The 13,287-nt window shown below is 64.4% G+C and carries 10 protein-coding genes; 2 read left to right on the top strand and 8 right to left on the bottom strand.

All coding sequences use genetic code 11. The features are described 5' to 3' along the window. Positions 1 to 20: 20 nt before the first annotated feature. Complete coding sequence (locus tag VFZ97_12815) at positions 21 to 1,244, bottom strand: serine hydrolase domain-containing protein (protein ID HEX6394314.1); 1,224 nt, start codon at positions 1,242 to 1,244, stop codon at positions 21 to 23. A 104-nt stretch (positions 1,245 to 1,348) separates the two neighbouring features. Here VFZ97_12815 and VFZ97_12810 point away from each other — a divergent pair, with 104 nt between their 5' ends. Beyond that, the gene (locus VFZ97_12810; protein ID HEX6394313.1) at positions 1,349 to 2,518 is read left to right on the top strand and encodes an NADH:flavin oxidoreductase; all 1,170 of its coding nucleotides are present in this window, start codon (positions 1,349 to 1,351) and stop codon (positions 2,516 to 2,518) included. 25 nt (positions 2,519 to 2,543) lie between these two features. On the opposite strand, the gene VFZ97_12805 is transcribed toward VFZ97_12810, so the two are convergent. The 6 genes from VFZ97_12805 to cysD all read right to left on the bottom strand — a co-directional run bounded on the left by VFZ97_12805 (position 2,544) and on the right by cysD (position 9,189). After that, positions 2,544 to 4,280 (bottom strand): MBL fold metallo-hydrolase, encoded by a 1,737-nt coding sequence (locus tag VFZ97_12805; GenBank protein ID HEX6394312.1) that lies wholly within the window; start codon positions 4,278 to 4,280, stop codon positions 2,544 to 2,546. 71 nt (positions 4,281 to 4,351) lie between these two features. Next, complete coding sequence (locus VFZ97_12800) at positions 4,352 to 5,008, bottom strand: peroxiredoxin (GenBank protein HEX6394311.1); 657 nt, start codon at positions 5,006 to 5,008, stop codon at positions 4,352 to 4,354. Between the two features lie 121 nt (positions 5,009 to 5,129). Continuing rightward, a complete protein-coding gene (locus VFZ97_12795) occupies positions 5,130 to 5,582 on the bottom strand; it encodes a hypothetical protein (GenBank protein ID HEX6394310.1) in 453 nt (150 codons plus the stop codon). A gap of 72 nt (positions 5,583 to 5,654) precedes the next feature. After that, positions 5,655 to 6,431 (bottom strand): 3'(2'),5'-bisphosphate nucleotidase CysQ, encoded by a 777-nt coding sequence (locus VFZ97_12790; protein ID HEX6394309.1) that lies wholly within the window; start codon positions 6,429 to 6,431, stop codon positions 5,655 to 5,657. Continuing rightward, positions 6,428 to 8,278, bottom strand: a complete 1,851-nt coding sequence (gene cysC, locus VFZ97_12785; GenBank protein ID HEX6394308.1) for an adenylyl-sulfate kinase — start codon at positions 8,276 to 8,278, stop codon at positions 6,428 to 6,430. The genes VFZ97_12790 and cysC overlap by 4 nt, the downstream gene beginning before the upstream one ends. After that, the gene (cysD, locus tag VFZ97_12780) at positions 8,278 to 9,189 is read right to left on the bottom strand and encodes a sulfate adenylyltransferase subunit CysD (protein ID HEX6394307.1); all 912 of its coding nucleotides are present in this window, start codon (positions 9,187 to 9,189) and stop codon (positions 8,278 to 8,280) included. The genes cysC and cysD overlap by 1 nt, the downstream gene beginning before the upstream one ends. A 167-nt stretch (positions 9,190 to 9,356) precedes the next feature. Between cysD and VFZ97_12775 the strand changes: the two genes are divergently transcribed. Continuing rightward, a complete protein-coding gene (locus VFZ97_12775) occupies positions 9,357 to 10,460 on the top strand; it encodes a hypothetical protein (GenBank protein HEX6394306.1) in 1,104 nt (367 codons plus the stop codon). A gap of 176 nt (positions 10,461 to 10,636) precedes the next feature. Here VFZ97_12775 and icmF read toward each other — a convergent pair. Beyond that, a partial coding sequence (gene icmF / locus VFZ97_12770; GenBank protein ID HEX6394305.1) for a fused isobutyryl-CoA mutase/GTPase IcmF occupies positions 10,637 to 13,287 on the bottom strand: 2,651 nt, incomplete at its 5' end.

Raw genomic sequence — 13,287 nt, 5'->3', positions numbered from 1 at the left:
TCCCCCCCGGGCGCAGTTTCCTACTCGACGATCGCCGGGTACACCAAAGACTTCAGCTGACCGCGGAAGTTGAACGTGCCGGATGGGAGAAGCTGGGTCATGAACATCACGATCAGCTCCTCTACAGGATCAACCCAGAAGATCGTCGACGCCGCGCCTCCCCACATGAACTCACCCGGTGATCCGATCACACCGGTCGCCGCGGGTCCCTGCGAGACCGCCATGGTCAGCCCGAATCCCATCCCATCGAAACCGACCTCCCCGTAACCGCCCGGCAGAGCGAAGTCGGTCAGCGTCCCGCCTCCCGGGAGATGATTGATGGTCATCAGCTGCACCGTCTTGGGCCCGAGGACCCGGCGCCCCTCCAGCTCCCCGCCGCCTAGCAGCATCTGGCAGAAACGCAGGTAGTCGCCGATCGTGGAGATCAGGCCACCGCCACCCGACAGGAACTTCGGCGGGGTGCGGTAGCTGCTCGTGTCAGGGTCGTCGACGAGCACCAGCTCCTTACGGGCGTTCCTGCCATACATCGCCGCGAAGCGACCCATCTCGGAGTCGGGGACGTGGAAGCTCGTGTCGGTCATCGCCAACGGCCTGAAGATCTGCTCTTCCAAGTAGTCGTCGAAGTTCTGACCCGAGATGATCTCCACCAAGCGAGCGCAGACGTCGGTGCCGAACGAGTAAAGCCAGCGAGTTCCGGGCTCAAAGCGCAACGCCCACGTCGCTTGGCGGTCCACCATGTCCGCCAGGCTGTCGAAGCGCGACGAAGGCGGGCGGAGCCGTCCGTCCTGTGCCTCGAGGTTGAGGTCGGCGTTGTCCCGGCCGTATCCCAGGCCGGACATGTGCATCAGACAGTCACGGACGTTGATAGGCCGGCGAGCGTCCACCAACCGCCTCGAACCGTCCTCGGCCCGCTCGGCGACCTTCATGTCCTTCCACTGCGGGATGAACCGGGTCACCGGGTCGGTGAGCTGGAACGTGCCCCGCTCGTAGAGCGACATCAACGCCACTCCGGTGATCGGTTTGGTCATCGAGTAGATGCGCCAGATGGTGTCCTCGGCAACGGGGACGTTGCGCTCGCGGTCGGCCAAGCCCAGGTTCGAGAAATGCGCAAGCGACCCTCGCCTGATCACCGCCACCTGGCAGCCGGCAATCTTCCCCGGCTCCACGTAGCGCGAACGCAGATGCTCGTCGACTCGAGCGAGGCGTGCCGGGTCCATTCCGGCGGCTTCAGCGTCGACCTTCATCGGTTTCCCCCCAGGGATTGGTTGTCAACGCTAAGGAACTTAGCGTGTCAAACGATGGGACGGTCAAGGGGGCGCCTCGATTCCTGCTTCCCTATGGTCGTCACATGACCTCCCAGGCGTTCAGCCCCGGCCAGCTCGGCCCGGTCACGCTGCGAAACCGGATCATCAAGGCTGCGACCTTCGAGGGCGCGACACCGAAGGGGCAGGTGACCGATGCGCTGATCGACTACCACGTGAAGGTGGCCTCGGGAGGAGTCGGTATGAGCACCGTCGCCTACCTGGCGGTTTCGCCGGAGGGGCGAACGGGCCGGGGCTGCATAGTGCTGGGGCCTGACACTGTCGAGGGCCTTTCGAGGCTGACCGACGCGATCCACGCCGAAGGAGCGAAAGCCGCCGCCCAGATAGGCCACGCTGGTCCGGTCGCCAACCCCAAGTCGAACCGCGTGCCATCCCTAGCCCCGTCGCGCCACATCGGCGCGATGGGAACTGTCTCTCACGAAGTCTCCGAGGCCGGGATCGAGAGGATCACGGAGGACTACAGGAAAAGTGCGGCGACCGCCGTCCAGGCCGGCTTCGACGCCCTGGAGATACATCTCGGCCACAACTACCTGCTCTCTGCTTTTCTCAGCCCGAAGCTCAACAAGCGCAAGGACAGGTGGGGAGGGAACCTGGAGAACCGTGCTCGTTTTGCGAGGCAGGTCGTCGAGGCGGTCCGGGCCGCCGCCGGCGAGAACGTCGCCGTGACAGCCAAGCTCAACATGGCCGATGGTGTCCGTGGCGGTCTGTGGCTCGACGAAAGCCTTCGGGTTGCACAGATGCTCGAAGCAGACGGTCATCTCGACGCGCTCGAGCTGACCGGCGGAAGTTCGCTCAGCAACCCGATGTACCTCTTCCGCGGTGACGCGCCTCTCGAGGAATTCGGAGCGACGCTTCCACAACCCTTCCGATTCGGATTCAAACTCATCGGCAGCAGGTTCATGCCCTCCTACCCGTTCGAGGAGGCCTTCTTCCTTCCGTTCGCCCGGCAATTCCGCGACGCGCTCACGATGCCGCTGATACTCCTCGGAGGGATCAACCGGCTGGACACCATCGAACACGCAATCGACCTTGGATTCCCGTTCGTGGCAATGGCACGGGCTCTTCTGAGAGAACCCGATCTCATCAACAAGATGAAGAAGGGCTCGTCGAGCGAAGCGCTCTGCATTCACTGCAACAAGTGCATGCCCACGATCTACAGCGGCACACGATGCGTTCTCGTCTCGAAAGGGCCGTGAGTGTACGAATCGGATCTCGGAAGAGTCAGATGATCCGCCCGGGGTCACCGGTGTCGGTCACCACAGGCAGACCGGCGTGTTCCCAGGCCCGCATCCCTCCGGCCAGGTTGACGGCGTTGATGCCACGCGAGTTGAGCAACTGAGTAACGGCGTTCGAGCGGCCGCCGGTTCGGCACACGATCACCGCGGTCTCGGCTCGCACCTCGTCGACCCTTGATTCGACCTGGCTCATGGGGATGAGACGAGCCCCGGGCGCATGGCCCGCCATCCACTCGTCCGGCTCGCGCACGTCGATGACGACCGCGCCGGCGCTGACCAAATCCTCTGCGGCGATCGGCGTCACCTCGACCGCGATCGTCGGAGCCGACTCGCCCGTCGTGACCGGTAGGCCGGCCGCTGCCCAGGCTCCGTATCCACCGATGAGATCCGACACGTCTGAGAAACCGGCGTGGCGTAACAGGCTTGCGCCGACGACGGACCGGTAACCGCCGGCGCAGTTGACGATCACCGGTGCGTTCCGGTCGAGCTGGTCGAGCGAATCGACCAGCACGGCGAGAGGGATAAGTCGCGCGCCCGTCAGTGCGCCGGCCGCTGTCTCCCCCGGGTTCCTCACGTCGACTATCTGCAGGTCGGGCACGAGCCCGATGAGCTCGGCGAGCTGCTCGATGGTGACCCGGGAGCTGGCCTCGACCAGGTCGGGTCGCTCGACGAGAAGCTCACGCGGATCCTCGAGGTAGCCGATGACCCGGTCGAAACCGATCCGGGCGAGACGGACTCGGCTCTCGAGCGCGGTGGTCGGGTCACCCACCAACACGATGTCGCGATCGGGGTCGAGAACGTCGCCACCCCATTCGGCGAAGCGGCCATGCAAACCGACGTTGATTGCCCCTCCGAGATGGCCGGCCGCGAAGTCGTTCGGTTCCCGAGTGTCCAGCGGTACGGTGCCGGCGGCCACTCTTTCGAGCACCTCGGCGAGCCGGAGCCCCGGCGGCGGCTCTGTCTCGTCCAGTAACCGATGAGCCTGCCGGTTGCGCCGGGCGTCGAAGGAGAAATAATGAGGCCGCGCCGGCTGGCCTTCGGTCACCGCGGCCACGAACTGATCTTCCGTCATGGGTTGCAACGCGTAGTTCGTCCGGCGTTGCTCACCCACGGTGGAGCTCGTCTCACTCGACAGCTGCTTCCCGCAGGAGGATCCTGCACCGTGAGCCGGGAAGACCTTCGTATCGTCGGGGAGGACCAGGAACTGCTCATGCACCGACTGGTACAAGAGGCGCCCAAGTGTTTGCGCGTCGAACCCAGTGCCACCGGAAGCGAGGAGATCGGGCCGGCCCACGTCTCCAATGAATACGGTGTCTCCGGTCAGCACGCCGTAAGGGGTCCGGTCGCCGGGGTGCTCGTAGATCACGATGCAAATCGACTCCGGCGTGTGGCCGGGCGTGGCCCGGATCTCGAGAGAAATCTCACCCACGTCAATCCGCTGCCCATGGGCCAATGGCTCAATCGGGAAGTCAACTTCGGCCGCGTCGCCGAATGAGATCACGGCGCCGGTGGCTGAGGCCAGTTCGAGATGGCCCGACAGGAAGTCGGCATGGAGATGGGTCTCGATGACGCGTTCGATCCGAAGCCCATTCGCTTCGGCCTCTTCGACGTACACGCCTATGTCACGCCGTGGGTCCACGACCACCGCCCGCCCCGTCGTTTCGTCGCCGATCAGATAGGACGCATGCGACAGGCATCCCAAATAGTGCTGCGTGAAGATCACCTTTTGCCCCCTTTCGACGAAACGCACGTACTCCGAAAAAACATGAGGCGGCCGCCGGCCGTGGCCCCTTTTCAGCTCGGTTGGGGCACGATCCGAATGTACGGCTTCGGTTCCTTCCAGTCACCGAAGATCTGCCTTGCCTCTTCGTTCGAGACCGAGCCAGCGATGATGACGTCCTCTCCCTGCCTCCAGTTCACCGGGGTCGACACCCGGTGCTTGGCCGTTAGCTGCAGTGAGTCGACCACTCTCAGGACCTCGTCGAAGTTTCGGCCAGTGGTCATCGGATAGACCAGAATCAGCTTGACCTTCTTGTCGGGGCCGATGACGAACACGTTGCGTACGGTCTGGTTGTCTGCGGGGGTGCGGGTCTTGGCGTCCCCTGACACGCTGGCCGGGAGCATCCCGTAGAGCTTGGACACGTTGAAGTCCGCGTCGCCGATGATGGGATAGTTGGGCCGGGCCCCCTGGGTCTCCTCGATGTCGTTGGCCCAGGACTCGTGATCGTCGGTTCCGTCAACGGACAGCCCGATTACCTTGACGTTGCGACGTTCGAATTCAGGCTGCAGCTTGGCCATGTAGCCGAGCTCGGTGGTGCAGACCGGGGTGAAGTCCTTGGGGTGGGAGAAGAGGATCGCCCACGAGTCGCCGACCCAATCGTGGAACTTGATGCGACCTTGGGTCGTGTCTGCCTCGAAATCAGGCGCGGTGTCATTGATAGAAAGCCCCATTTGTGCCATTCCTCCTTTGCGGGTGGTCTTTTGCAGGCTGGCGCCCGCAACGGCCGAGCCGCGAAAAACGTAGCCGCGTGAACGCACGATCCAGCACCCGAATTGGCCCAATGTCAGGTGGTTAACCCGTGCTGTTTCTCCGCGGGAGCAACTTCCTTGCTCGGGATGTTGCGGCATCGATCACAAGCGCCAGACCGATACCCAACAGCCACACATCCTTCGCAACGGCCGAACCGCTATGACTTGGCCTGAGGCTGCCGTCTTCCCGCATCGATGGAGTTCTCGCGTAGAGGCCCACAAGCCCTCCAGAGAATGCCGTCAGGGCAGCGCCCGCCAGGCCAGGGCTGATCACGGGCGTCAGAAGCGCGGTCCCGAGAGCGATCTCGGCGCCCGCGAGCGCCTTGGTAAAGGTCTTGGGATCGACCGGCTCGACCTGGGGATACGCCGTAGACGCCATCCAATGGATGCCCTTGTGCACCTCTTCGTCGTCGGCATTCCATTTGTTGACGCCGGAGTTGAGGATGTACGCCCCGGTCGCCAAGCGTAAGGGAACGTGCCAAAGCTGAAATCGCATACTTCTCTACTACCCGTCACGGCAGCGTTGTCACCGCAGCGACCTGCGGATTTGTAGGCCCTCGGGGTTTGCCTACGCCAACTCGTCTTCCAGAGCCTCTAACAGTGCCGGCGCCAAGTCGGCTCGGCACATCACAAGGTCGGGTAGATACGGATGCGGTTGGTTGTACAGCAAGGGAGAGCCGTCGAGTCTCGAAGCGTGCATCCCGGCGGCCAGGAGCACGCCGACGGGGGCCGCAGAGTCCCACTCCCACTGACCGCCTGCATGAACGTACGCGTCGGCGTCGCCCCGTAGGACCGCCATCGCCTTGGCGCCCGCAGATCCCATCGGCGTCACCTGTCCGCCGATCGTCGCGGCAACCTTGCCGGCGAATGCCGGAGGGCGGCTGTCGCTCACCAGGATCAACGGACCTGCCCGCTCGGGACGTACGGTTTGAGCATGGGCGACCCCGCTCACGTAGACCTGGTTGTTCAACGCTGGTGTCGCTACCGCCGCGGCCGTGATGCCCTTCTTGGCCTCCCACAGAGCGACGTGAACGGCCCAGTCGGTGCGCCCCGGCATGGTGAACTCTCGGGTGCCGTCCAACGGGTCGATTATCCAAACCCTTTCGGACGTAATCCGGCCGGAATCGTCCGCCGACTCCTCCGACAGGATCGCATCCGCCGGCCGGATCCGAGCGAGTTCAGCGAGGATCAGCTTGTTCGACTCGCGGTCACCGGTCCGTCCGAGCTCCTTGGGATCCGGGCCGCTCCAGGAGCCTCTGACCTCGAGAAGTAATCGACCTGCTCGATCGGCCAGCTGCCCGGCGAGCACTGCATCGTCGGAGGAGTCGACGTCGGGAACGGTCACAGACCGAGTTCCGACAGCACCCAATCGGCCATTGCGCTCGGGCTTCCGTGGCCCGGCCTCAGGACGAGGTCTGCCTGCTCGGGTGGTTCGTACGGATCATCCACACCCGTGAATCCGGTTATCTCGCCGGCTCGGGCCTTTGCGTAGAGCCCCTTGGGGTCACGTTGCTCGCACACCTCGATCGGGGTATCCATGAAGATCTCGACGAAGCGGAGTCCGGCTTCGAGGTGCGCTCGACGCACCTGGTCACGGTCCGCTCGATACGGGCTCACCAACGAGACGACCGCGACCAAACCCGCGTCGGCAAAGAGCTTGGCGACCTCGCCGACACGGCGGACGTTCTCCGCCCTGTCTTCCGCGCTGAATCCGAGGTTTGAGTTGAGCCCGTGCCGGAGGTTGTCGCCGTCGAGCAGGTATGCCGGCCTTCCGAGCGCGACGAGCCTTCGTTCGAACTCGACCGCCACCGTCGACTTGCCGGACCCCGACAGGCCGGTGAACCACACGGTCATCCCGTTCGAACCCCGTTCGCCACGCGACACCGCGTTGGCATGCCAGACGACGTTGCTGTCCAGGTTGGCCTGCTCCGCCCCCAGGATCATCCCGGCGGCGACGGTCTCGTTCGTCGCCGGGTCGACGAGGATAAAGCTGCCCGTCGCGCGGTTACGCCGGTACGGGTCGAACATAAGTGGGGTTTGGACCCTTAGCCGAATGCGACCGATCTCGTTCAGCTCAAGACTGCTGGCGGTCGAGTCGCGGTGCAGAGTGTTCACGTCGAGGCGGTAGTCGAGGTGCTCGACTCTGACTGGAGCCTGGCGCGTCGTGTGCCGAACGATGTACCTCGAGCCGACGCCAAGCGACGACGTGTCCGAGAACCAGCAGACCATCGCGTCGATATCGGAACTGACGATCGGGCGGTTATGTGGGCGGCAGATCATGTCTCCCCGCCCTACGTCAATGTCGTCCGCAAGCTGGATCGTCACCGCTTCAGGAGGGAACGCCTCCGGACGCTCCTCCCCACCGGGACCGCGTACCGCGGTGACACGGGATGTGAACCCCGAAGGCAGGATCACCACCTCGTCGCCGGGCTTGAAGACCCCGCCGGCAACCGTGCCGGCGTACCCCCGGTAATCGTGCAGGTCGGCGTCGGTGCCGGACTGGGGCCGGATGACGTACTGCACGGGGAAACGAGCGTCAATCAGGTTACGGTCCGACGCGATGTACACCTCTTCGAGGTGGTGCAGAAGCGCCGGTCCCTCGTACCAGTCCATGGTGGCGCTGCGCGTGACGATGTTGTCGCCATGGAGGGCGGACACCGGGATGAACGCGAGGTCGTGCACCTCGAGCTTCATTGCGAAGGTCCGGAACTCGTCGCGGATCTCCTCGAACCGGTCCTCGGACCAGTCGACCAAGTCCATCTTGTTCACGCACACCACCAAGTGCGGGATCCCCAGCAGGGAGGCGATGAACGCGTGCCGGCGTGATTGCTCTAGGACACCGTTTCGCGCGTCGATCAGGACCAGTGCCAGATCGGCTGTCGACGCTCCAGTGACCATGTTGCGGGTGTACTGGATGTGACCCGGCGTGTCGGCGATGATGAACTTCCGCTTAGGCGTTGAGAAGTAGCGATACGCGACATCGATGGTGATGCCCTGTTCGCGCTCCGCCCTAAGCCCGTCCGTGAGGAGTGCGAGGTTGACATACTCGTCTCCCCGGTCACGGCTGGTTCTCTCGACAGCCTCGAGCTGGTCGACGAAGATCGCCTTGGAGTCGTACAAAAGCCGGCCGATCAGAGTGGACTTCCCGTCATCGACGCTGCCGGCCGTGGCCAGGCGAAGCAGCTCCGACACTAGAAGTAGCCCTCCTTCTTGCGATCCTCCATCCCGGCCTCGGAGATGCGATCATCCGCACGCGTCGCGCCGCGTTCGGTCAGCCTCGAGGCGGCGACCTCCGTGACTACCTCCTCCGCGCTGGCTGCGAGGGATTCGACGCATCCGGTGCAGGTTGCGTCTCCGATCGTGCGGAATCGCACGGTCGCCTCAAAGGGCTCCTCGCCTTCCATCAATGTCACGAACCGAGACATTGACAACAGCATCCCGTCACGTTCGAACACCTCGCGCCTGTGCGCGTAGTAGAGCGAGGACAGCTCCACCTGCTCCTCGAGGATGTACTGCCAGATGTCGAGCTCCGTCCAGTTCGAGAGGGGGAATACGCGGATGTGCTCACCCCTCTTGTGTGCGCCGTTGTAGAGGTTCCAAAGCTCGGGGCGCTGGCGTCGAGGATCCCACTGCCCGAAACCATCCCGAAAGCTAAAGACGCGCTCTTTGGCACGAGCCTTCTCCTCGTCACGGCGTGCGCCGCCGAATACCGCGTCGAAGCGCCCCTCGTTGATGGCTCTCAGCAACGTGTTGGTCTGCAGCCGGTTGCGGCTCGCCCGAGGTCCTTCGTCCTCGACGACCCGGCCGGCATCAATGTCGTCCTGGACGCTCGCCACGATCAGGCGCAAGCCCATTCTCTCGACTATCCGGTCCCGGAACTCGATGACCTCGTCAAGATTGTGTCCCGTATCGACGTGCATGACCGGAAACGGCAATGGTGCCGGCCAGAACGCCTTGGCCGCCACGTGGAGCATCACGACCGAGTCCTTGCCGCCGGAAAACAGCAGCACCGGGCGCTCGAACGTCGCCGCCACCTCGCGGATGATGTGGACTGCCTCCGCCTCGAGGGCGCGCAGGTGCGACAGCTCGTAGGTGACGGTCACCGCCCCATTGTCCCAGATGCCGGAGATTTATTACCAACCAAGTCAGGTTTTCGGCCAAGTCAGGTTTTCGGCCGCGTCAGGTTTTCGGCCGCGTTGTGCTCGCGGGCGTGCCGGCTGGCGGACCCGGGCCCCGGCCCGGGCGGGACGCGGCTGGCTATCGTCACGGCGTGCTACCTGATCCGCTGGACGAGTACCCCATCCACCAAAGCCCCCTCTCGATGTCGCGGGTTGCCACCAGCGACCGGAACTTCTACGACCGGAACTATTTCAACGCCTTCGATCAGTCCGGGCAGAACCTCCTGATCAGCGGCGGTGGCTACTACCCCAACGTCGGCGTGAAGGACGCGTTCTTCTCGCTTCGCAGAGGTGACCGGCAGTGGACCGTCCGGTTCTCCGACGCAATCGACCACCGCGAGCTGTCTCCCCACGTCGGGGGCTGGCGGCTCGAGATTCGAGAACCCCTCCACAAGGTGCGGCTGGTCTGCGAGCACGAGCGGCTCAGCGCCGACCTGACCTGGGACGGATCGTTCCCGTCGATCCTCGAAGAGCCGCATCTCCTGCTCAACGGTCGCCAGCGGCCGATACTCGACGCCCAGCGCTTCGCCCAGCTCGGGAGCTGGTCGGGGTCGATAGAGGTCGAGGGCGAAAGTATCGAGGTTGACCCGTCCAGGTGGCTCGGATCCCGGGACCGGTCCTGGGGAATCAGGCCGACCGGCGATGCCGACCCCCCCGGGCGCGAGGCAGACAACCCGAACCAGGGTTTCTGGTGGCTGTATGTCCCCATGAGATTCGAGACCTTCGCGCTCATGGTGATCCTTCAGGAGCAGCCGGACGGTTACAGGACGCTCAACGACGCCCGCCGGGTATTCGCCGACGGGACGGTCGAGCAACTCGGCTGGCCGCGGGTCGAGTTTCAGTACAGGAGCGGCACCCGCCATCCCGAAAAGGCGGCCATCCATCTGACCACCCCCAACGGCCGGCCGCTGGTGGTGGAAGTTGAGACAATGACCTTCCAGGCGCTCCACGTCGGCAGCGGATACGGTGCCGACCCAGAGTGGTCACACGGCCAGTGGAAGGGGCCGGGGTGGGTCGATTTCAGGACCTACGACTACGCCGATCCCGAGATCGCCGGCCGAGTCCCCTGGGGAGTCATCGACCACGCCGCCAGCGCCATGTGCGAGGGCGAGCCGGGCCTAGGACTGTTCGAGCACGCTTCGATAGGGCGGCACGACCCGACCGGTTTCACCGACTTCATGTCCGTCGCGCCGTAACACCTGCCCGAACGGGGCCCCAACCCCCCCGGCGACGAGGCCCCTTATTGGGCGCCCGCACGTGATTTTGGGCATGGCTTTAGACCTCAGGTGGGTCTAAATCCACACCCAAGCGCAAAAGTCACTCCCAGAAGTCCGGCGGCTGCGCACCACCGCTCCAGCGAGCGCGACGCCGCCTACACGTTGCGCCGGTAGCGCCCGCCGACTTCGAACAAGGCCTGGGTGATCTCGCCGAGGCTGCAGGCGCGCACTGCATCCATGAGGACCGCGAAAACGTTCCCCCCGTTGACAGCGGTCTCCTGCAGTCGAACCAGCATTTCTGGCCGCTCCGACGCGTGGGCCTCCTTGAAGGCCGCAAGCCGTTGTAGCTGGCTCTCTTTTTCCTCCTCGGTCGAGCGAGCGAGCTCTAGTTGGTCCGCAACTGCGTCGCCGGCGGGGTTGCGGAAGATATTGACCCCGACGATCGGCAGCGACCCATCGTGCTTTCTCTGCTCGTACAGCATCGACTCGTCCTGAATCCGCCCGCGCTGGTAGCCGGTCTCCATCGCACCGAGTACTCCCCCGCGTTCGCTGATCCGCTCCATCTCTGCCAGAACCGCCTCTTCGACGAGATCGGTCAGCTCCTCGACGATGAAGCTTCCCTGCAGAGGGTTCTCGTTGACGGCAAGCCCCCACTCCTCGTTGATGATCATCTGGATGGCAAGCGCCCTTCGGACCGAGTCCGCGGTCGGGGTGGTCACGGCTTCATCGAAGGCGTTCGTGTGAAGGCTGTTGGCGTTGTCGTAAATGGCGCACAGAGCTTGCAAGGTCGTGCGGATGTCGTTGAACGCCATTTCCTGCGCGTGCAACGAGCGCCCGGACGTCTGGATGTGGTACTTCAGCTTCTGCGATCGAGCGTTGGCTCCATACCTGTCTCGCATGGCAACCGACCAGATCCGCCGGGCTACCCGGCCGATGACCGTGTACTCCGGGTCCATCCCGTTCGAGAAGAAGAAGGAGAAGTTCGGCGCGAAGTCGTCGACGTTCATCCCTCTGGACATATACGACTCGACATAGGTGAACCCGTTGGCCAGGGTGAACGCGAGCTGACTAATCGGGTTCGCCCCCGCCTCGGCGATGTGGTAGCCGGAGATGGACACTGAGTAGAAGTTGCGGACCTGGTTCTCGATGAACCACTCCTGGATGTCGGACATCATCCGCAAGGAGAACTCCGTGGAGAAGATGCACGTGTTCTGCCCTTGGTCCTCCTTGAGGATGTCGGCTTGGACGGTTCCTCGTATCGTGCGCAAGGTTCTCGCCCGAACCTCGTCCGGATCGTCCTCTGGATGGCGCGCGAGTTGGTCATCGATGGCGGTGTTGAGGAACATCGCGAGGATCGTGGGGGCGGGTCCGTTGATCGTCATCGAGACGGACGTCCGCGGGTCGCAAAGATCGAATCCGCTGTAGAGCACCTTCATGTCGTCGAGCGTCGCGATCGAGACCCCCGAGTTGCCGACCTTGCCGTAGATGTCAGGGCGCAGATCGGGGTCGAATCCGTAAAGGGTCACCGAGTCGAACGCAGTCGAGAGCCTCGTCGCCGGCTGTCCTTCGGAAAGCAGCCTGAAACGGCGGTTGGTACGGAAGGCGTCGCCTTCGCCGGCGAACATCCTGGCAGGGTCCTCGGTGTCACGCTTCAACGGAAAGACACCGGCGGTATAGGGGAAACGGCCCGGAAGGTGCTCGAGACGCAACCACCGGAGCAACGCTCCATCGTCTTCGAAGCGCGGCAACGCGACTCGGGACACAAGCGTCCCGGACAGCGATTCCCGCCGATGATCGTCGGAGTCGTACAACTCCACGGTTGACGGCCAATCCTCGAGCAGGGTCCTGCTCTCGTCGCTGAGCTCTCTCTCGGCATCGCCGGCGAGGGCTCGTGCCTGATCAGCCGCCTGGCCATGACCGGCACCTTCTAGGGCTTCAGCCGCGGAAGTCAGCTGCTGACGACGGCGGGCACGCTCTACTTCCAGCTTGGTCTCTTGCCGGTAGTCGCGAACCGTCTCCGCCACCTCGGCGAGGTAACGAGACTTCGAGGCCGGAACCACCGCGTGGATCTTCGAGGAGACACGAGCGGGCGCCCCGGGGTCTGAACTGAGCACGCCGGCGCTGACCCGAAGCCCGAGATCCGCCAGCCGGTCGAGAAGGTAACGGTAGAGGGCGGTGACCCCGTCGTCGTTGAACCTCGAAGCGATCGTGCCGAACACGGGCAGGTCGTCGCGCGCGACTCCCGGGAAGTTGTCGGTGCGAGCCAGTTGCCGACGAACGTCCCGGAGCGCGTCCTCGCCGCCTCGCCGTTCGAACTTGTTGATCGCGACCGCGCCGGCGAAGTCGAGCATGTCGATCTTTTCCAGCTGGGAGGCGGCGCCGAACTCCGGGGTCATCACGTACAGGGACACGTCGGCCAGCGGGACCACGCCGGCGTCGCCCTGGCCGATGCCGGGCGTCTCCAGGATGACCAGGTCGTATCCAGCGGCCTTCGCGGTGGTGATGATGGCCTCGATGCCGTCGGGCAGTTCGCGGGCGCCGCGGGTGGCCAGCGAGCGGAAGAAGACGTGCTCGCCGTCCAGGGCGTTCTGCCGGATCCGGTCGCCGAGCAGGGCGCCGCCGCCGCGTCGTCTCGTGGGGTCCACGGCCAGGACCGCGATGCGGAGCTTGTCCTGCTGGTCGGTGCGGAACCGGCGGACCAGTTCGTCGGTGAGCGAGGACTTGCCGGAGCCGCCGGTGCCGGTGATGCCGAGCACGGGGACGTTTCTGGCGCCGGCCGCGGCGGTCAGGGCGGCCTGGTCCGGTT

The organism is Acidimicrobiales bacterium (genome assembly GCA_036378675.1).
Taxonomy (GTDB): Bacteria; Actinomycetota; Acidimicrobiia; order Acidimicrobiales; family Palsa-688; genus DASUWA01.
The sequence above is the reverse complement of the archived record's forward strand: the minus strand, read 5'-3'. Positions and strand labels throughout refer to the sequence as shown.

Coding starts and splice junctions, on each gene's coding strand:
- VFZ97_12800 (HEX6394311.1), bottom strand. CDS start 5,008: ATGGGGCTTTCTATCAATGACACCGCGCCTGATTTCGAGGCAGACACG.
- VFZ97_12815 (HEX6394314.1), bottom strand. CDS start 1,244: ATGAAGGTCGACGCTGAAGCCGCCGGAATGGACCCGGCACGCCTCGCT.
- VFZ97_12810 (HEX6394313.1), top strand. CDS start 1,349: ATGACCTCCCAGGCGTTCAGCCCCGGCCAGCTCGGCCCGGTCACGCTG.
- VFZ97_12795 (HEX6394310.1), bottom strand. CDS start 5,582: ATGCGATTTCAGCTTTGGCACGTTCCCTTACGCTTGGCGACCGGGGCG.